The sequence below is a fragment of the Brevundimonas sp. VNH65 genome, assembly GCF_049445955.1.
Taxonomy (GTDB): Bacteria; Pseudomonadota; Alphaproteobacteria; order Caulobacterales; family Caulobacteraceae; genus Brevundimonas.
Genome location: NZ_JBMSDX010000001.1, coordinates 258,652 through 277,161 on the forward strand (window position 1 = coordinate 258,652; position 18,510 = coordinate 277,161).

An 18,510-nucleotide genomic window follows, 5' to 3' on the forward strand; every position below is an offset into this window, starting at 1 on the left:
GCGTCGGACCTTATCGCCCCCTCGCGATGCCGCAAGGCGCTGGACGCTGGTCATCGCGGCCCTTGTCATCGGCGGGGACTCGGGTCGAGGGTGCGGCGTCGCTTTCAGAGGAGCCGCCGCATGAACCGTCGCGAGATGATCGCCGCTGCAGCCGCCACGGCGGGCGCCTCCGCCCTGCCGGCTTCAGGGTGGACCGCGACCTCCGCCAATGCGCGACCGAAGATCGGCATCATCGGCGTGGGGATGCGCGGTCGGGTGCATCTGGCCGAACTGCTCAAGCGCGACGACGTCGAGGTGGCGGCCATATGCGACGTCGATCCCTGGTCCCTCAATGCGGCCCAGGCGGCCTTCGACACGGCGGGCAAGCCGCGCCCGCGCGTCTTCGAGGGGCAGAATCAGGACGACGACGCGGGCTGGAGGGAGATGCTGGCCCAGGCGGGGCTGGACGCCGTCTTCATCGTCACTCCGTGGGAACAGCATGCGCCCCAGGGCATCGCGGCGATGGAGGCGGGGATCGCCGTCGGCTGCGAGGTCGTGGCCGGGATCACGCTTCAGGATCACTGGGACGTGCTGAACGTCCAGAAACGCACTCGCGTCCCCTATATGCTGCTGGAGAACGTCTGTTACCGCCGCGACGTCCTGGCGGCGCTGAACATGGTCCGCCAGGGGGTGTTCGGCGACATCCTGCACCTGGAGGGCGGCTATCAGCACGATCTGCGCGAGGTGAAGTTCAACGCCGGTGTGCCCGGTCAGGCCTATGGCGGCGGCGTCGAGTTCGGCCCGATGAAGGATGGAAGAGGAGGCTGGTCCGAGGCGCGCTGGCGCACCGAACATTCCGTCCACCGCAACGGCGACCTCTATCCCAGCCACGGGATCGGGCCGTGCGCCATGGCGATCGACATTCACCGGGGCAACCGTTTCACCCGCCTGACCTCCTATGCGACCCCGGCACGCGGCCTGCATAATCACATCGTGGCCAAGGGCGGGGCGGATCACCCCAACGCCCGCGTGCGCTTCGCCCTGGGCGACGTCGTCACCACGATGATCGGTTGTCATGGCGGCCAGACGATCCTGCTCAGCCACGACACCAGCCTGCCGCGCCCCTATTCCCTGGGCTTCCGGCTGCAGGGCGAGAAGGGCCTGTGGATGGACATCAACAAGTCGGTCCACATCGAAGGCGTCAGCGCGCCCCACCGCTGGGACGCGGCCCAGGACTGGTTCGACCGCTACGACCACCCGCTGTGGCAGGCCCACGCCGAAAAGGCCGAGGGGGCAGGGCACGGCGGTATGGACTTCTTCGTCGTCCACGCCTTCATCGAGGCGTTGAAGGCCGGGGCGCCGATGCCGATCGACATCTATGACGCCGTGGCCTGGAGCGCGATCACACCCCTGTCGGAGGCGTCGATCGCGGGCGGAAACGTCACCGTCGACTTCCCTGACTTCACCGACGGCGCCTGGGAAAACCGGTCGCCGATCTTCGCCCTGGACGGACGCTATTGATGGCCGAGCTGAAACTGATCGTCGGACCCCGCCGGTTCTCGACCTGGTCGCTGCGTCCCTGGCTGGTCCTGAAACGGGCCGGCGCGGATTTCGAAGCCGTCGAGATCGACTTCACCACGCCACAGGGTCACGCCGAGCTGAAGGCCGTCTCGCCCAGCGGCCTGGTGCCCCTGCTGCAGGTCGACGGGGAGACGATCTGGGACAGTCTCGCCATCTCGGAATGGGCGGCCGAACGCTTCCCCGAGGCCCGGCTGTGGCCTGCCGACCCGACCGCGCGCGCCCTGGCCCGTTCGGCCACGGCCGAGATGCACGGCGGCTTCATCCAGTTGCGTACGGCCCTGACCATGAACGGCGGTCATCTGATGGTCGGCGACTCCCGGTCGGAGGCGCCCAGCCATGTCGCGGCCGAGGACGACATCCGTCGTCTGATCAGCCTGTGGCGCGAAATGCGGGGTCGGTTCGGCGCTGACGGGCCCTGGCTGTTCGGCGACTGGTCGATCGCCGACGCCTTCTTCACCCCTGTCGCGACGCGGTTCCGGCACTATGGCGTCGATCTCGCCGCCCTCGGCGATGACGGAACGGCGGTCGCCTACGCCGCAGCCCTGCTGGCCGACGCGGATTTCCGCGCGTGGGAAGCCGAGGCCTTGCGGAACCTCTGAAGACTAAAGGCCGCCGGGCGTCGCCGGGACCGAAGCCATGTCCACCACCGGCGCCGGAGCGGGCGGCGGCGGGGTGTAGTCCAGCATGATCGAGATGTGCGGCTGGCCGGCGGCGACAGCATCGAGGGTGTTCAGTTTGCCGCCGAACATGCGCTGATAGATCCAGTAGGCGGCCACGACCTTCTCGACATACTCGCGGGCCTGGGGCACGTCGATGGTTTCGATCAGCAGCAGCGGATCGGGACTCGGGCCCAGTTTGCGCAGCGCCGTCAGCATCGGTCCGGGCCCGGCGTTGTAGGAGGCGACGGTCCGCAGCAGATCACCCTGGAACTCCGGCCGCTGGAACATCCGGGTCAGATAGGTCTGACCGAGACGCAGGTTCAGCGCGGGCTCATACAGCTGGTCCGGCTTGCGGATCAGGGTGCGATCGCCGGTCATCTCCGCCGCCGTGGTCGGCATCACCTGCATCATGCCGTAGGCGCCTGCGCCCGAGCGGGCCCGGGCGTTGAAATCCGTTTCCTTGCGCGCCACGGCGTAGACCAGGGCCGGCTCGACGACGAAGCCGCCCTCCGGCGCCAGGACCGGCGTGGCGTAGCGGGCCGCGTCAACGCGGGTGACGTCCTCCCCGCCACGGCCCATCAAGGGCGCGACGGCGGACACCAGGCCCAGCCACATGCGGTGTGCGGCGTCGCCCGGCGCCGTGCGCAGCCCGGCCTTCAGCTCGCTCTCGGCCTCGGCGCGACGGCCGACCTCCATCAGGGCCACGGCGCGACGGGCGCGTTCGTCGGTGCGGATGAAGGCGTTCAGGTCGGTATTCGAGACCTGGATGAACTCCGCCCCGGCGGCCTGATAGGCGGGGGCGTAGGGGCGGGGACCGCCGGAAGCGCCCTCGACCGTGACGTCCTCGCCCAGCTGTCGCAGGGCGATCTGTCCGTAGAAGGTGGCCGGCCAGCGTGAGGCCAGGCGCAGATAGGACGCCACCTGATCCTGCCGCCCGGCGGCCAGGGCGGCGCGGGACGCCCACACGCCGGCCCCGGCGCGCACCCAGGGATCTTCGGTCGGATCCAGGGCGACCCGCTCGAAGGCGGCGAGGGACTCGGAAAACCGGTTCAGCCGCCAGGCCGCCAGCCCGGCCGTCCACCAATCGCCGATCTGGACGCCCAACGTATAGGCGCCGCTCAGGTCGTCGTTGTTCAGGGCCACCCGCGCCGCTTTGGCCGGGTCGTCCACCGTGCCGCGCGCCGCGGCGGCGACCGAGCCCCAGGTCCGAAGCCCCTGGCCGCCGGGCCGACGGGGCTCTGCCGCGCCGTCCGGCCGCCGACGCAGGGCCAGGTCATAGACGCGTTCCGCCATCGGCAGGTCCGCATAGTCGTCCAGCCAGGCGCTCAGTTCTTCATAGCTGGCGGTGTGATCGCGGTGAAACAGCCGCTCGAACTCGACCTGACCCAGCAGGACGCGGTCGTCGGCCTGGCGCGCCGAAGCGCGGGCGGCCTCCAGATCGCCGCGCCGCAGGGCGTCGAAGGCGGTGGTGTAGCTCAGCCGGTCGGCGGCGCTGAGGGCGAAGGGACGGTCATTGCTTTCGGCGACGGCCAGCACCGAGCCCGCCGCCTCGCGCGCCTGCGCGGCCCCCGCGGCGACCGCCAGGGAAAGGGCGAGGGCCGGGACCAGCCCGGCGCGACGGAAAGCAAACATGGGCGGCGGCCCCCTCGGCCAGGCGTCTCCCGTCTCGATTCAGGATCGGCGCGTTGGTTCTCGATGGTCGTCAGCGGCTTTTATGCCGCAAGGCGGCATGTGGCTCAAGTTCACTATGTTTCTGGAATCGGGCGGGATTGCGGACAAAAGCGTTAACGCCGAAGCGGCGCCGGACCGCGTTTCTCAGGCCGTCAGGACCGCTCGCTCTCCAGCTTCTCGGCCAGCGACAGCAGGTCCGCCCAGACCTGCCGTTTGGCGTGCGGCTGACGCAGCAGGAAGGCCGGGTGCAGCGTCGGCAGGGCAGGGGCCGCGATCTCGCCGTCCGGTCCCGCCTCGGCCAGCCGCCAGTCGCGCCACTGTCCGCGCAACTTCATGATGCCCTCGTCCGTCCGCAGCACGCTCCTGGACGCCGCCGCGCCCAGCAGCAGCACCGCCCTGGGCCGCAGCAGGGCGAAGGCCCGCTCCACGAAGGGCGCGCAGACCGCCTGTTCCTCCGGCGTCGGCGTCCGGTTGCCGGGCGGCCGCCAGAAGACGGTGTTGGTGATGAAGGCGCGCTCGTGCAGATTCGCCGCCTGCAGCATCCGGTCCAGCAACTGGCCCGCCTTGCCGACGAACGGCTGACCGCGCGCATCCTCCTCGGCGCCGGGGCCTTCGCCGATGACCAGAAGATCGCCCTCGGGATTGCCGCGACAGAAGACCGCCTGCTTCGCCCCCATGCCTCGCAGCGGGCAGCCATTGAAGGCGGCGATAGCCTGTCCCAGCGCGTCCAGACTGTCCGCGCCGGCGGCGAGTCTGCGGGCCTCGGCGATCACATCGGCGCTCATGGTCGGGGCGACAGGTGCAGCGACGGCGGCCGTCGCCCGCGCCACGGCCTTCAGCGCGGGCGGCGCCACAAAGGTGCGATCGACCGGCGCCTCGTCATAGCAGGCCTCGACCCCCGCTTCGGCCCAGAAGGCGAGCAGGCTTTCGGCGGCGGCGCGGTCGAGGGACTGGGGCGACATATCTACCGCAGGGTAGATACGCCTTGACCTCCCTCGCGTCACGTCCCGATAAACGCCGTAACCACGCCGGAAGCAGGGACTTAGGGAAAATGGCCGAGGAAGCGATCGAGGGCGGCGCGACGAATGCGCGCCAGGAGGCCATTCTGGACAATCTGCCGCCGCTGGAAGCCCTGGCCGGGGTCGAGCGCGAGGTGATGGAATATGATGTGGTCGTCGTCGGCGGCGGCCCCGCCGGCCTGTCGGCCGCCATCCGCCTGAAGCAGCGCGCCGAGGCCGAGGGCAAGGAGATCTCGGTCGCGGTCCTGGAGAAGTCGGCCGAGCTGGGCGGCCATATCCTGTCGGGCGCCGTCATCGATCCGAAGGCGCTGAACGAGCTGTTCCCCGACTGGAAGGAACGCGGCGCCCCGCTGGAGACGCCGGTCGAGAAGGATCGCTTCCTGCTGCTGGGGCCGGCCGGTCAGGCCGACATCCCGATGCCGCTTCTGCCGTCGCTGATGCACAACCACGGCTGCTACATCGCCTCCCTGGGCAATCTGACGCGCTGGCTGGGCGAGCAGGCCGAGGCTTTGGGCGTGGAGGTCTATCCGGGCATGGCCGCCAGCCACGTCGTCTGGGAAGAGGCGACCGGCCGGGTCAAGGGCGTGGTCGCCGGGGTCTTCGGCATCGACCGTCACGGCGAACCGACCGGCGAGTTCCAGCCGGGCATCGAGCTGCACGGCAAATACGTCTTCATCGCCGAGGGCGTCCGGGGATCTCTCGCCAAGACCATCATCGCCCGCCACGGCCTGGCCAAGGGCCGCGACCCGCAGAAGTTCGGCATCGGCCTGAAGGAGCTGTGGCAGATCCCGGCCGAAAAGCATCGCCCCGGTCTGGTCCAGCACACCACCGGCTGGCCCCTGGACGAACACACCGGCGGCGGCAGCTTCCTGTATCACTTCGGCGATCGCTATGTGGCGATCGGCTTCGTGGTTCACCTGAACTACAAGAACCCCTTCCTGTCGCCGTTCGACGAGTTCCAGCGGTTCAAGCACCACCCGGCCATCGCCGAGCATCTGGAAGGCGGGACCCGCATCTCCTACGGCGCGCGCGCCATCACCGAGGGCGGCTGGCAGTCAGTGCCGAAGCTGACCTTCCCCGGCGGCGCCCTGATCGGCTGTTCGGCGGGCTTCGTGAACGTGCCGCGCATCAAGGGCAGCCACAACGCCATGAAGACCGGCATGCTGGCCGCCGACGCCGCCTATGAGGCCGTGCAGGCCGGGCGCGAGGGCGACGAACTCGCCGCCTATGAAGCCGCCTATCAGCGCAGCTGGGTGGCCAGGGAGCTCAAGCAGGTCCGCAACGCCAAACCCTATCTGTCGAAGTTCGGCACGACCCTCGGCGGCGCCCTGGGCCTGGCCGACATGTGGTTCTCGTCGATCTTCCGGGTCAATGTCCCGTGGACCATGAAGCACGGCAAGACGGACGCCGCATCGACCGAACCGGCCGTGAAGCACAAGGCGCCCGCCTATCCCAGGCCGGACGGCAAGCTGTCGTTCGACAAGCTGTCGTCGGTGTTCATCTCCAACACCAACCACGCGGAAGAGCAGCCCGCGCACCTCAAGCTGATCGACCCCTCGATCCCCATTCAGGTCAATCTGCCCAAATACGGCGAGCCGGCGCGGCTCTACTGCCCGGCCGGGGTCTATGAGGTGCTGTACGACGAGGACGGCAAGTCCAATCCGCGCTTCCAGATCAACGCCCAGAACTGCGTCCACTGCAAGACGTGCGACATCAAGGACCCATCCCAGAACATCGTCTGGACCACGCCGGAAGGCGGCGGCGGGCCCAACTATCCGAACATGTGACGCCCCGTCAGGTCTCGCCCTCTTGCGGGGCGAGGCCAAAGCGGGGAGGTTCGAAGACATGATCTCCGCTTCGCTTCGCCTCCTGATGTCTTCCGCCGGAGCGGCCCTGCTCGCCGCCGCCGCCGCGCCCGCCCTGGGTCAGGAACAGGCTCAGCCTCAGGTTTTTCCTCCGGTGACGGTCCCGGCGCAGGACCAGAGCAAGCCGCCGCCCTTGATCGCGCCCGACAGCGGCCCCCGGCCGACGCGCGGCCCGGAGATCATCGACGCGCCGGAAGACGAGGGCGAGGACGGCGAGGCCCCGGGAACCGAGGTCCCCAGCGACATGCCCGAACCGCCCGAGGCCGACGCCGACGAGGTCGAGACGGCGGCAGCTGCGGAACCGCCGCTGGTCCCCATTCCCGCCGAATGGTCCCCCGCGCCGCGCGACGCCGAAGGCCGCACGGCCTATGGCCTGTACCTGGGCGGCCGCTACCTGTCGGCCCACGGCATGGAGCAGGAGGGCGAGGCCCGCGCCGGCGCCGAGGCCCTGGTCCAGGCCCTGGCCCTGACGCCGGAACAGCCGACGGTCGCCGAACAGGCCTTCGTGTCCGCCCTTCTATCCGGGGATCTGGCCGGGGCCGTCGCTTCCGCGCCCCAGGGCGACGACGTCTCGCCGACCCTGACCGGCGCGGCGCGCCTGGTCGAGGCGGTGCTGCGGTTCGAGCGCGGCCGGGCACGCGAGGCGGCCGAGTTGTTGAAGGCCCAGCCGATCGCCCCGCCGCACGCCAACGCCGCCCTTCTGGTCCAGCCCTGGATCGCGGCGGCGGCGCGCGACTGGGAGCTCGCCCTCCTCACGCCGCCCCAGGGCGAGCAGACCCTGTTCAAGGTGATGCGTCTGCAACGCGCCCAGATCCTGGAGATGCGGCGGCGCTACGACGACGCCGAGAGCGAGTACAAGGCCCTGGTCGAGGCGCCCAACAGCCAGATCGCCTTCCGCGTCGCCTATGGCGAATTCCTGGAACGCCGCCGCCGCAGGGACGAGGCTGTGGCCCTTTACGCCGCCGCGCCTCCGGGCGAGGCGGCCAGCCCCATGCTGGTGGGCGCCCGCGCCCGCGCGGCCAGCGGCGGACGGGCGCCGCGTCTGCCCACGGCGCGTCAGGGCGCCTCGCGCGCCCTGCTGCTGGCCTCCAATCTGGCGCGTGATCTGCGCGCGCCCCAGTTCGCGGCCGTCTACAGCCGTCTGGCGCTGGAGATCAGCCCCGACGACGACCATCGGCTTCAGTACGCCGACGCCCTGATGCGGGCGCGGCTCGAAGGCGCGGCGCGCGAGGAACTGGCCAGGGTCAGTCCGGATCGGCCGGCGCTCTACACCGCCGCTCAGGCCCAGCTCGGCGACAGCCTGGCCCGCGCCGAACGGCAGGACGAGGCGCTGGAGGCCTACCGCCGCGCCCTGGCGGCCTCGCCCCAGTCCTCTGCGGCGACCCTCGCCCTCGCCAGCCAACTGGTCAGCGTGAAACGGAACCAGGAGGCGCTGGACCTGATCGACGGGCCGGTGCTCGGCGCCGGCGCCCGAACCGGCTTCGTCCACTTCCTCCGGGGCGCGGCGCTTGAAGGCCTGGGCCGCGACGCCGAGGCGGAGGTCGCGCTGAAGGCGGCCGTCGAGGCCCAGCCGGATCAGCCCATGTACCTCAACTTCCTCGGCTATCTGTGGGTCGACAACGGCACGCGGGTGGACGAGGGCGCGGCCATGATCGCCCGCGCCTTCAGCGCCCAGCCCAACGACGGCAATATCCAGGACTCCCTCGGCTGGGCCCAGTACCGCCAGGGCCGGTTCGAGGAGGCGGTGGCCACTCTGGAGCAGGCCGTCGAGAAACAGCCGGCCAACGCCGAGATCAACGACCATCTGGGCGACGCCTACTGGCGCGTCGGTCGCCGTCGCGAGGCCGGCTTCCAGTGGAGCCGCGTCCTGACCCTGGATCCCGACGCCGACCGCAAGGCCGAGGTCGAGCGCAAGCTCGCCGAGGGACTGGGTCCCGTCGAAACCCCGGCTCCGGCCCCGGCCTCGGCCCCGTCGGCGGCCGAGGCCGTCGAAACGATCGCGGGCGCCGACGCGACATGACGACCGTCTCGGCCCTGGCCCCGGCCAAGGTCAATCTGTTCCTGCATGTGGGTCCGGTGGATGCGGCCGGATACCATCCGATCTGCAGCCTGGTCGCCTTCGCCGACGTCGGCGACCGCCTCGCCGCGCGGCGATCGGACCGCCTGTCCCTGACGCTCGACGGCCCCTTCGCCGAGGGTCTGCGCGCCGACGGCGATGACAATCTGGTGCTGCGCGCCCTGCGCGGCCTGGCGGATGCGGAGGGAGCGCCCCGGCTCGATCTGACGCTGGAGAAGCGGCTGCCGATCGCGGCCGGCCTGGGCGGAGGGTCGTCGGACGCCGGGGCGGCGTTGCGGCTGGCCGCCGCCCTCTGGGCCGGACGATGGTCGGACGCCGACCTCGATCGCGCCGCCGCCGCCGTCGGCGCGGACGGACCGATGTGCCTCAGGGCCGTCTCAGCCTGGGCGGAGAGCCGGGGCGAACGGCTGACGCCAGAGCCGCGTCTGCCGCCGCTGCACGCCGTGCTCGCCAACCCCCGCGCGCCGTCGTCCACCGGCGCCGTCTATCGCGCCTATGACGCGGGGCCGGTCGGCGCCGCCGATCGTCCGGCGCCTCCGGACGACTGGTCCGCGCCCGCCGTGATCCGCTGGCTGGCGCGACAGCGCAACGACCTGGAGGCGCCGGCCCTGGCGCTGCAGCCGGCGATCGCGCCGGTCATCGACGCCCTGGCCGCGACCGAGGCGGTCGGTCTGACGCGCATGTCGGGGTCGGGCGCGACCGTCTTCGCTCTCTATGACCAGCCCGAGGCCGCCGACGCCGCCCGCGACCGCCTGGGCCGAGACCATGGCGACTGGTGGGTCGCTCGGACGGTTCTGGGCGAAACCTCGATCCCCGGCCTCTGATTTCGGCGCAAATGCGGCGTCGAAGTGTCCAGCGTCACAGTAAGACCCAAGCATTGCCCGAGGTCTTCAGCTTGCCTGATAAATATTCGCATCCAGATGGAACGGGTCGGCCTCGCGCCGGTTCTTTGGTCTCGTAACCGTTCGTAACGAGCCGTGAGTTCTACGGCTCAGCTCCCCGAGACTCTATTCAAGGAAAGGATGCCGATATGCTTCGCACTCGCCTTCTGACCGCCGCCGCCGCTGTCGCCCTGCTGGGCGCTCCGGCCGCTTTCGCCCAGGACATGCCGGCCCAGGAGCCGGTCACTCCGATGCCGACCCAACCGGCCCCGACGACGCCGGCCACGACCGACACCTCGGCTGAGCCCGCGGCTCAGGCCCAGGCGGAGACGCCCGCCGCCGCCAACACGATCGTCGATACGCTGAAGGCCCAGGGCCAGTTCTCGACGCTGCTGAGCGCTCTTGACCAGGCCCAGCTGACCGAGACGCTGAAGGCCCAGCCGGCGGTGTCGATCTTCGCCCCGACCGATGCGGCCTTCGCCGCCCTGCCGGAAGCGGACCGCACCCGTCTGATGGATCCGGCCAACGCCAATGAGCTGCGCCAGCTGCTGCTCTATCACGTCGTCGTCGCCGACGTGAACTCCAGCCAGATCAAGGGCACCAAGGGCGGGGTCGAAACCGCCGCCCGCACCCAGGTGCAGCTGGACGGCACCGGCGACGCCATCAAGGTCGATGACGCCACCGTCACCATGGCCGATATCGACGCCGGCAACGGCGCCGTCTTCGCCATCGACAAGGTGCTGAACCCCGCCGCCTCGAACGTCGCCTCGGGTGACGCGGAAGAGGCGGCTCCGGCTCCGGCGGCCCCTCCGGCGCCCACGCCGGCTCCGACGGCCAGCCCCGACCCGGTGACCACGCCGGACCCGAACGCGGCCGCCGAACCGACCCCGACGCCGACTCCGCCGGTCACCCAGCCGGACCCGGCTTCGGAGCCGACGCCTGAACCGGTCGATCCGGCCACCCCGCCGACCGAGCCCCAGGCTTGACGGCGACAATGACGGCGCATTCCGCGCCGAGCTGAGTTGAGTTAGAGGGCGGCGGGCCGCCGCCCGAAATCGGCCCGGTCGGACTTGTCCGGCCGGGCTTAGATTTCGGGCAACGCGGGGTTCTGGACGATTTTTTGGATTCAGGTCTGCTCGACCTGAAGCAAAAATCGTCTAGGGTCCGCCGCCCTTCTCATGCCTCCCCAAAGCCCGACCGTGCCCCACGCCCCGACCGAACCTCTCGCCTTCCAGGACCTGATCCTGACGCTCCAGAAGTACTGGGGCGACAAGGGCTGCGCCCTGCTCCAGCCCTATGACGTCGAGGTGGGAGCGGGGACCCTGCATCCCGCGACGGTGCTGCGGGCCCTCGGCACGAAGCCGTGGCGGGCCGCCTATGTCCAGCCCAGCCGCCGCCCGGGCGACGGTCGCTATGGCGAAAACCCCAACCGGCTCCAGCACTACTACCAGTTTCAGGTGATCCTGAAGCCCAACCCCGACGACCTGCAGGAGCTGTATCTCGGCTCCCTGCGCGCCATCGGCATCGACCCGGCCCTGCACGACATCCGCTTCGTCGAGGACGACTGGGAAAACCCCACCGTCGGCGCCTGGGGTCTGGGCTGGGAGGTCTGGTGCGACGGCATGGAGGTGACCCAGTTCACCTATTTCCAAGGCGTCGGCGGCATCGAGGTCGACGTGGTGTCCGGCGAGCTGACCTACGGGCTGGAGCGTCTGGCCATGTACGTGCAGGGCGTCGACAACGTCTATGACCTGAAGTTCAACAAGGACGGACTGACGTACGGCGAGGTCTTCCTCGAGAACGAGCGCCAGCAGTCCGAGGCCAACTTCCACGGCTATGACGTCGACGGGCTGAAGCGCCGGTTCGAGGACATGGTGGCCGAGGTCTCGCGTCTCCTCGCCATGACCGGTCCTCAGGGCCAGCAACTGGTCCTGCCCGCCTATGATCAGGTGCTGAAGGCCAGCCACCTGTTCAACCTGATGGACGCCCGCGGCGCCATCGCCGTGGCGGAGCGGCAGAGCTACATCGGCCGCATTCGCGATCTGTGTAAGGCGTGTGCCCTGGCGTATGTCGAAGAAGAGCGGAAAACGGCGTGAACGTCATCAACGACGGCGCTCCCTTCCCCCTTGATGGGGGAAGGGCTGGGGATGGGGGTGAAACCCCGTCCCGCAGGCTCCGCCATCTCGGCGGCGCCGTCGAGCGCGCGCGTCGTCTGCGGCGTGAGCAGACCTATCCCGAGAAGCTGCTCTGGGCAGACCTCAGGAAGCTCGAGGCCAACATCCGGCGTCAGTGTCCGATCGGCCGCTTCATCGTGGACTTCGTTCATCACGAAAGCCGTCTGGTCATCGAGGTCGACGGCCCTCATCATGAAACGCCCGAGGCCGTCGCCTATGACGCGGCCCGAACCGCATGGCTGGAAGGCCAGGGCTTTCGCGTCACGCGCTTCTCGACCCGACAGGTCACCGACGACCGCGAAGCCGTGATGACGGCGATCAAGGCGGACATGCTTTCACCCCCATCCCAACCCTTCCCCCATCAAGGGGGAAGGGCTCTTTGGCGCGCCCGCGATCAGTGGGTCCGCGACGATTCCGGCGAATACTGATGCCCCAACTCCTCCTCGAAATCTTCTCCGAAGAAATCCCCGCACGCATGCAGCAGGGCGCCGCGCGCGATCTGGAGCGTATGGCCTCTGATCGGCTGAAGGCGGCCGGCCTGACGTGGGACGCCCTGACCACCTGGGCCGGGCCGCGTCGTCTGACCCTGGTGATCGAGGGCCTGCCGACGGCCACGCCCGACCGCGAGGAAGAGGTGAAGGGTCCCAAGACCTCGGCCCCGGAACAGGCGCTGGAGGGCTTCCTGCGCAAGACCGGCCTGACCAAGGAGCAACTGGTCGAGCGCGACGGTGTCCTGTTCGCCGTCCTCAGCCAGAAGGGCCGCCAGACCACCGAGGTGATCGCCGAGACGGTGGACGCCGTCATCCGCGCCTTCCCCTGGCCCAAGTCGATGCGCTGGGGCGACGCGACCCTGCGCTGGGTGCGGCCGATCAAGCGCATCCTGTGCCTGTTCGACGGGGCGGTGGTTCCGTTCACGATCGCGGACGGCAGTCCCGACATCGGAGGAAGGGTCCAGGGCATCGAGAGCGGCGACGCGACCGAGGGCCACCGCTTCATGGGGACCAAGCGCCCGCTGAAGATCCGCGACTTCGCCGACTACCGGAAGCAACTGGCCGACAACTACGTGTTGCTCGACGTCGCCGACCGCAAGCTGAAGATTCTGGAGGCGGCGAAGAAGGTTTGCGCCGACAGGGGTCTGGCCCTGGTCGATGACGACGGCCTGCTGGACGAGGTGGCGGGGCTGGCCGAATGGCCGACGCCGATCCTGGGCGACATGGACCCCCAGTTCCTCGACCTGCCGCCCGAGGTGGTGCAGCTGTCGATGAAGACGCACCAGAAGTATTTCGCCGTACGGGATCCGTCGAAGCAGGGTCTCGCCCCGAACTTCGTCGTCGTCGCCAATGTCGAGGCCTCCGACGGCGGCCTGGCGCTCGCCGCCGGCAACAGCCGCGTCCTGTCCGCCCGCCTGAACGACGCCCGCTTCTTCTGGGACGAGGACCGGAAGGTCGGCTTCGACGCCTGGAACAAGAAGCTGGCCGGCGTCACCTTCCACGCCAAACTGGGCACCCTGGCCGAGCGCGTCGACCGCATCGCCGCCCTGGCCCGCGAAATCGCCCCCCTGGTCGGCGCCGACCCGGACGAGGCCTATCAGGCCGCCCGCCTGTCCAAGGCCGATCTGGCGTCCGGCATGGTCGGGGAATTCCCCGAACTGCAGGGGATCATGGGCGGGTATTACGTTGATGCACTCGCTCAGGAACCCTTCCCCCTTGATGGGGGAAGGGCAGGGATGGGGGTGAAGGCGTCTGGAGTGGGCGGTGACATCTCAGCTCCCACCGCAGTCACCTCCAACCCCAGCCCTTCCCCCATCAAGGGGGAAGGGAGCCCCGGCGGAATTGCGGCGGCCGTCCGCGACCACTACAAGCCGCAGGGTCCGAACGACACCGTCCCCACCGCGCCCCTGACCGTCGCCGTGGCCCTGGCCGACAAGCTGGACACCCTGGTCGGCTTCTTCGCCATCGACGAAAAGCCCACGGGCTCGAAGGACCCGTTCGCCCTGCGCCGCGCGGCGCTGGGGGTGATCCGGTTGGTGCTGGAGAATGGGGTGCGGATCGGTTTGTCGTCGGGGTCTATCAATCCGGCTCTGGCTGGACTGGCAGGACCGAACGTCCAACGCGCGCTCGACAAGCTTTCGGTCGAAGGCGAAGTTCTCGCCTTCTTCGCCGATCGCCTGAAAGTCCTGCTCCGCGACCAGGGCAAGCGGCACGATCTCGTGGACGCCGTGTTCGCCCTCGGCGACGACGACCTCGTCCGCATCGTGCGTCGGGTGGAGGCGCTGGACGCCTTCCTGGCCACGGACGACGGCGCCAACCTCCTGGCCGGCTACAAGCGCGCCTCCAACATCCTCAAGGCCGAGGAGAAGAAGGGCCCCCTGCCCACCGGCATGGTCCAGACCGGCCTGCCGAACCAGCCGCCGGAAGAGACCGCCCTGGCCTTCGCCGCCGCCGCCGCCGCGACCGCCGTGGACGCCGCGCTGGAGACCGAGGACTTCGCCGCCGCCATGACGGCCCTGGCCGCCTTGCGCGCGCCGGTGGACGCCTTCTTCACCGCCGTCATGGTCAATTCCGAGGTGGCCGAGGAACGCGAGAACCGGCTGAAGCTGCTGGGTCAGGTCCGCGCGGTCATGGGTCGGGTCGCCGACTTCGGCCAGATCGCCGGCTGATCGGGAGGGGCGGGGCGATGCGGCCGTTCGAGACCGTCAAGGTCGCCGTGCGGCGCCGCATCAACCACATCTTCAACGACTATGAGGCGGGCGAGCGTCCGGCCCTGCGCCGGGCCGACGCCCTGTTCCCGACCTCGTCGGTCGCCTGGCGGGTCAACGGCGACATCGTCACCATGATGATCGGCGGGGTCTCGGGCCTGCTGTTGCAGATGCTGCATCCCAAGGTGCTGGCCGGGGTCTGGGACCATTCCGACTTCCGCGCCGACATGCACGGGCGGCTGCGGCGCACGGCCAAGTTCATCGCCGTGACCACCTATGACCACGCGGCGGCGGGCCGGGCGGCGATCGACAAGGTCAACCGCATCCACGCCAGACTGGGCGGCGAACTGCCGGACGGCACGCCCTATCGCGTCACCGATCCCGACCTCCTGGCCTGGGTGCATGTGACCGAGACGATCAGCTTCCTGAACGCCTGGATCAGCTATCAGCAGCCGGACATGAGCGCGGCCGACCAGGACGCCTATTTCGACGAGATGGCCCGCATCGGTCTGGCCCTCGGCGCCGACCCTGTGCCGCGCACCCGTGCGGACGCCGAGGCCCTGATCCAGTCGTTTCGGCCGCAACTGAAAGCCGACGACCGCACCACCGAGGTCGCCGCCCTGGTCATGCGCCAGAAGGTCGGCGGCCTGGCCGAGGACGCGGCGGCGGGGGTCATCATGCAGGCCGGCGCCGACCTCCTGCCCGACTGGGCGCGGGCCATGCACGGCTTGCCCGGGGCCTCGCCCCTGACCCGCCGCGCGGCCGGAACCATGGCCCGTTCGCTGGACTGGGTCTACACCGGCTCGCCCAACCGCCAGGTCTGGCCCGAAGAGGTCAAGGCCTGGCCGGACCAGCTGTGATCCCTCCCTTCCGAACCTGACGCGGAGCCGGGGCCGGCTTGCCGATCCCCCCGGCCTGGGCGACCGTCGGATCATGAAACGCGCCCTGATCCTCGCGGCCGTGGCCGCCCCGCTCATGATGTCGCCGATCGCCGCCCCTTTGGCGGCCCAGACCCCGACCGCGCGCCCGGCGCCGTCCGACACTCCGCCGCCGGGTCTGCGGATCACCGCGATCAAGGCCTGCGGCTACCGCTCCGGCTCCCGGACCCTGATCTTTCCGCAGCGCTACAGCAGCGCCGAGGGTCGTTACACGGCCTTTGTCGAGCACCAGGGGCGGCCCGCGAACTGGGCCTCGCTGGGCTTCTCCGACGCGCGCCAGCGGCCCTGGTACGTCAACAATGAGGAGATCACCTTCCGCGGCGCCCGCTACAGCAAATACGGCCTGCCGCGCGTCCCCTCGACGACCGACATCGTCTTCGCCGGCGAGCACGACGGCCAGGCCATCGTCACCGAAATGGGCGCCGAGGACGCGCAGCTCATCTACGTCATGGCCAATGGGCTGGAGTGCGAGTTCCAGCCCTATTGGCGCAAGGGGAGCTGAGGCGATGGCCATGACCCGTTTCACCCCGCTCGCCGCCGTCCTGCTGGCTTCCGCCGTGGCCCAGCCGGTCGCCGCCCAGACGCCGCTGAACCCCAACCGCACCACCAACGGCGAGCTGACGGCCACGGACGCGCCCATGCCCTACGGGACCGGGCGGATGGACTGCTATGTGTTCAACGTGCCGGCCGGGCGGTACCGCATCAATCTGGACTCCGACGCCTTCCACCCCTTCGTCATTTCCGGACCGGGCCGCAGCTGCGCCGGCGATCTGGAACGGGGCTCCTTCGGGTCTGACGGACGCTCGGCCGAGATTCGCGTGAATGTCGTGCGCGGTCCCTGGTTCGTCCGGGTCGCCGCCAAGGAATACGGCCTCGGTACCTACCGCCTTCGCCTGACGCCCGCCGACCAGCCCCGGACCTCGGCTCCGTCCGCGCCCCAGATACCGCCCGGCCTGGAGCTGACGCGCAACATGGCTTGTGGCTACCGCCCCGGCTCGCGCGAGCTTCTGCCCTTGAGAGCCTATCGCCAGCCTGACGTCCCCGGCTCCAACTATGTCCAGTATGAAGGCCGGGCCGCCGCCTGGACCTCTCTCGGCTTCGCCGAGGCGCGTCAACTGCCCTGGTACATCAACGGCGACCCGATCACCTTTCAGGGTCGTCGGTACGAAAAGTACGGCCTTCCGCGCATCCTCTCGCCGTCCGAAGTGCAGTTCGGCGGCGAGTACGAAGGCCAGGGGGTCATGGTCGATCCGACGACGACCGAGCACTATGTCGTCTATCTGATCGTCAACGGCAGAGACTGCGAGTTCCAGCCCTATCAGCGCGTGGACTGACGCCGGGGATCAGATCCGCCCGGTCAGATTCGCCCAGATGAGACGCAGCCGCTTGCCGCCCTCGCCCTGAGCCGGATCGCGCAGGGCGGCGGCCGCCACGGCCGGAAAGGCGGCGGTCGGGAGACCCTTCAGGGCGCGATTGGCTTCTGACCTCAGGGCGCGGGCCTCATCGAAACGTCCGGTCTGCGACAGGCCCCGCACGCGCGCGGCCCGGGCGACCCGGTCGTCTTGTCCCGCTCCGGCCAATATCTGCGCCGCGGCCTGCATCGGCCCGACGTAGAAGGCGTCCAGGTCATGCGGCTCGCCGTGGACACGACCGATATGGGCCTCGATCAGGGCGTCGAACGGCGCGCGGGGCAGGGCGTGTCGCGTCACCGCCGCCGTCAGGGCCTCCAGGACCGGATGGCCGACGCGCGGCGCGTTCGAGAACACCCCGTCCATCTGCTCCGACCACCAGACATAGCGCATCTCGGCCAGCATCGGCTGGGCCGCCCGTGTCGGTATGGCCATCAGCTCCGCCTCGAAGGCGTACAGGGCGACCAGATCCGCGCGCAGGTCGGCGTCCGACACGAAGCGGCTGGCCAGCCAGCGGTCCGGGTCGGCCGCCCGGACCGTGGCGTCGAGATCGAGCTCCGCCATCGGCCCTTACGGCCGGCTGGCCATGCCCAGCTTGACCGGCTTGGCGTCTTCCTCGACCTGGCCGCGCTTGACGCCCCACAGCAGGATGATCGGCGCGCCGACATAGATCGACGAATAGGTGCCGATGATGATGCCCAGCATCAGCGCGATCGAGAAGCCGAACAGGGCCTCGCCGCCGAAGATCGCCAGGATCGCCAGAACGCCCACGGCCGTGACGCCGGTGATGATGGTCCGGCTCAGGGTCTCGTTCAGCGACAGGTCGATCACCTCGCGCAGCGGCATCGACTTGTACTTGCGCAGGTTCTCCCGCAGGCGGTCGAACACCACGACCGTATCGTTCATCGAATAGCCGATGACCGTCAGGATCGCGGCGACCATGTTCAGGCTGAACTCCAGCCGCATCAGCACGATCAGGCCGAAGGTCAGGACCACGTCGTGGACCAGTCCGGCGATGGCGCCGAAGCCGAACTGCCGCTCGAAGCGGAACCAGATGTAGGCGAACATCAGCACCACGGCGAGGCCGAGCGCCAGCAGGCCCGAGGTGAACAGCTCGCCCGACACCTTGGATCCGACGACGCTGACCCCGGAATAGGTCACTTCGCCCACCGTGCGGGTGATGGCGCCTTCGACCTGCTGCACGACCTGGGTCTGGCCGCGGCCTTCCGGCACCTGGAAGCGCAGGATGGCGGTGGAGCCGTCATTGGCGTTGTTGTCCCGCCGCGCGATGCCCTGAACCTGAACGTCGCCCAGACCCAGCTCGCCTACGGCGCCGCGCACGCCGTCCAGGCTGATCACCTGACCGGCGGGCTTGGACACTTCCATCGAGGCGCCGCCCCGGAAGTCGATGCCCATGTTCAGGCCGGGGTAGAAGCAGCCCACGATCGAGGCCACGCAGAGGATCACCGACAGCACGCCCGCGTAGGGGGCATATTTGACGAAGCTGAAGTTCGTCTTCTGCGGCAGCAGTTTGATCAGAGGCCAACCACGCATCGTCG

16 protein-coding genes are annotated in these 18,510 nt (G+C 69.7%); 12 read left to right on the top strand and 4 right to left on the bottom strand.

From position 1 onward, the window contains the following. The first annotated feature begins 120 nt into the window (after positions 1-120). The gene (locus tag ACO2Q1_RS01275) at positions 121-1,500 is read left to right on the top strand and encodes a Gfo/Idh/MocA family protein (RefSeq protein ID WP_423327730.1); all 1,380 of its coding nucleotides are present in this window, start codon (positions 121-123) and stop codon (positions 1,498-1,500) included. Further along, positions 1,500-2,159, top strand: a complete 660-nt coding sequence (locus tag ACO2Q1_RS01280; RefSeq protein ID WP_423327731.1) for a glutathione S-transferase — start codon at positions 1,500-1,502, stop codon at positions 2,157-2,159. Before ACO2Q1_RS01275 ends, ACO2Q1_RS01280 begins: the two co-directional genes overlap by 1 nt. A 3-nt stretch (positions 2,160-2,162) precedes the next feature. Here the strand turns inward: ACO2Q1_RS01280 and ACO2Q1_RS01285 are convergent, their stop codons facing one another. Both ACO2Q1_RS01285 and ACO2Q1_RS01290 read right to left on the bottom strand, forming a co-directional pair. Beyond that, positions 2,163-3,851, bottom strand: coding sequence for a transglycosylase SLT domain-containing protein (locus tag ACO2Q1_RS01285; protein WP_423327732.1), 1,689 nt, complete (start codon positions 3,849-3,851; stop codon positions 2,163-2,165). 191 nt (positions 3,852-4,042) lie between these two features. Further along, complete coding sequence (locus tag ACO2Q1_RS01290) at positions 4,043-4,852, bottom strand: uracil-DNA glycosylase (RefSeq protein ID WP_423327733.1); 810 nt, start codon at positions 4,850-4,852, stop codon at positions 4,043-4,045. 194 nt (positions 4,853-5,046) lie between these two features. Here ACO2Q1_RS01290 and ACO2Q1_RS01295 point away from each other — a divergent pair, with 194 nt between their 5' ends. From ACO2Q1_RS01295 to ACO2Q1_RS01340, 10 genes are all read left to right on the top strand, one after another. Continuing rightward, the gene (locus ACO2Q1_RS01295; RefSeq protein ID WP_423328231.1) at positions 5,047-6,696 is read left to right on the top strand and encodes an electron transfer flavoprotein-ubiquinone oxidoreductase; all 1,650 of its coding nucleotides are present in this window, start codon (positions 5,047-5,049) and stop codon (positions 6,694-6,696) included. A gap of 58 nt (positions 6,697-6,754) precedes the next feature. Then, positions 6,755-8,794 carry a tetratricopeptide repeat protein gene (locus tag ACO2Q1_RS01300; RefSeq protein ID WP_423327734.1) on the top strand — a complete coding sequence of 680 codons (2,040 nt, stop codon included), beginning with the start codon at positions 6,755-6,757 and terminating at the stop codon, positions 8,792-8,794. Then, on the top strand, positions 8,791-9,675 hold the full coding sequence (locus tag ACO2Q1_RS01305; protein WP_423327735.1) for a 4-(cytidine 5'-diphospho)-2-C-methyl-D-erythritol kinase: 885 nt from the start codon (positions 8,791-8,793) through the stop codon (positions 9,673-9,675). The genes ACO2Q1_RS01300 and ACO2Q1_RS01305 overlap by 4 nt, the downstream gene beginning before the upstream one ends. Before the next feature lie 206 nt (positions 9,676-9,881). Continuing rightward, on the top strand, positions 9,882-10,718 hold the full coding sequence (locus tag ACO2Q1_RS01310; RefSeq protein WP_423327736.1) for a fasciclin domain-containing protein: 837 nt from the start codon (positions 9,882-9,884) through the stop codon (positions 10,716-10,718). Positions 10,719-10,910: 192 nt separating this feature from the next. Beyond that, complete coding sequence (locus ACO2Q1_RS01315; RefSeq protein WP_423327737.1) at positions 10,911-11,828, top strand: glycine--tRNA ligase subunit alpha; 918 nt, start codon at positions 10,911-10,913, stop codon at positions 11,826-11,828. Next, positions 11,825-12,334, top strand: a complete 510-nt coding sequence (locus tag ACO2Q1_RS01320) for an endonuclease domain-containing protein (protein WP_423327738.1) — start codon at positions 11,825-11,827, stop codon at positions 12,332-12,334. Before ACO2Q1_RS01315 ends, ACO2Q1_RS01320 begins: the two co-directional genes overlap by 4 nt. After that, a complete protein-coding gene (glyS, locus tag ACO2Q1_RS01325; protein WP_423327739.1) occupies positions 12,334-14,565 on the top strand; it encodes a glycine--tRNA ligase subunit beta in 2,232 nt (743 codons plus the stop codon). Before ACO2Q1_RS01320 ends, glyS begins: the two co-directional genes overlap by 1 nt. 17 nt (positions 14,566-14,582) lie before the next feature. After that, positions 14,583-15,464 carry an oxygenase MpaB family protein gene (locus tag ACO2Q1_RS01330; RefSeq protein WP_423327740.1) on the top strand — a complete coding sequence of 294 codons (882 nt, stop codon included), beginning with the start codon at positions 14,583-14,585 and terminating at the stop codon, positions 15,462-15,464. A gap of 73 nt (positions 15,465-15,537) precedes the next feature. Further along, the gene (locus ACO2Q1_RS01335; RefSeq protein WP_423327741.1) at positions 15,538-16,044 is read left to right on the top strand and encodes a hypothetical protein; all 507 of its coding nucleotides are present in this window, start codon (positions 15,538-15,540) and stop codon (positions 16,042-16,044) included. Positions 16,045-16,054: 10 nt separating this feature from the next. Then, complete coding sequence (locus ACO2Q1_RS01340; RefSeq protein ID WP_423327742.1) at positions 16,055-16,876, top strand: hypothetical protein; 822 nt, start codon at positions 16,055-16,057, stop codon at positions 16,874-16,876. Positions 16,877-16,885: 9 nt separating this feature from the next. On the opposite strand, the gene ACO2Q1_RS01345 is transcribed toward ACO2Q1_RS01340, so the two are convergent. Both ACO2Q1_RS01345 and secF read right to left on the bottom strand, forming a co-directional pair. Further along, the gene (locus tag ACO2Q1_RS01345) at positions 16,886-17,515 is read right to left on the bottom strand and encodes a squalene/phytoene synthase family protein (protein ID WP_423327743.1); all 630 of its coding nucleotides are present in this window, start codon (positions 17,513-17,515) and stop codon (positions 16,886-16,888) included. A gap of 6 nt (positions 17,516-17,521) precedes the next feature. Next, positions 17,522-18,505, bottom strand: a complete 984-nt coding sequence (gene secF / locus ACO2Q1_RS01350) for a protein translocase subunit SecF (RefSeq protein ID WP_423327744.1) — start codon at positions 18,503-18,505, stop codon at positions 17,522-17,524. Positions 18,506-18,510 lie beyond the last annotated feature (5 nt).

Bases quoted from the DNA above. Each gene is read 5' to 3' on its own strand.
- ACO2Q1_RS01275 (WP_423327730.1), top strand. From the start codon at position 121: ATGAACCGTCGCGAGATGATCGCCGCTGCAGCCGCCACGGCGGGCGCC.
- ACO2Q1_RS01280 (WP_423327731.1), top strand. From the start codon at position 1,500: ATGGCCGAGCTGAAACTGATCGTCGGACCCCGCCGGTTCTCGACCTGG.
- ACO2Q1_RS01285 (WP_423327732.1), bottom strand. From the start codon at position 3,851: ATGTTTGCTTTCCGTCGCGCCGGGCTGGTCCCGGCCCTCGCCCTTTCC.
- ACO2Q1_RS01290 (WP_423327733.1), bottom strand. From the start codon at position 4,852: ATGTCGCCCCAGTCCCTCGACCGCGCCGCCGCCGAAAGCCTGCTCGCC.
- ACO2Q1_RS01295 (WP_423328231.1), top strand. From the start codon at position 5,047: ATGGAATATGATGTGGTCGTCGTCGGCGGCGGCCCCGCCGGCCTGTCG.
- ACO2Q1_RS01300 (WP_423327734.1), top strand. From the start codon at position 6,755: ATGATCTCCGCTTCGCTTCGCCTCCTGATGTCTTCCGCCGGAGCGGCC.
- ACO2Q1_RS01305 (WP_423327735.1), top strand. From the start codon at position 8,791: ATGACGACCGTCTCGGCCCTGGCCCCGGCCAAGGTCAATCTGTTCCTG.
- ACO2Q1_RS01310 (WP_423327736.1), top strand. From the start codon at position 9,882: ATGCTTCGCACTCGCCTTCTGACCGCCGCCGCCGCTGTCGCCCTGCTG.
- ACO2Q1_RS01315 (WP_423327737.1), top strand. From the start codon at position 10,911: ATGCCTCCCCAAAGCCCGACCGTGCCCCACGCCCCGACCGAACCTCTC.
- glyS (WP_423327739.1), top strand. From the start codon at position 12,334: ATGCCCCAACTCCTCCTCGAAATCTTCTCCGAAGAAATCCCCGCACGC.
- ACO2Q1_RS01330 (WP_423327740.1), top strand. From the start codon at position 14,583: ATGCGGCCGTTCGAGACCGTCAAGGTCGCCGTGCGGCGCCGCATCAAC.
- ACO2Q1_RS01335 (WP_423327741.1), top strand. From the start codon at position 15,538: ATGAAACGCGCCCTGATCCTCGCGGCCGTGGCCGCCCCGCTCATGATG.
- ACO2Q1_RS01340 (WP_423327742.1), top strand. From the start codon at position 16,055: ATGACCCGTTTCACCCCGCTCGCCGCCGTCCTGCTGGCTTCCGCCGTG.
- ACO2Q1_RS01345 (WP_423327743.1), bottom strand. From the start codon at position 17,515: ATGGCGGAGCTCGATCTCGACGCCACGGTCCGGGCGGCCGACCCGGAC.
- secF (WP_423327744.1), bottom strand. From the start codon at position 18,505: ATGCGTGGTTGGCCTCTGATCAAACTGCTGCCGCAGAAGACGAACTTC.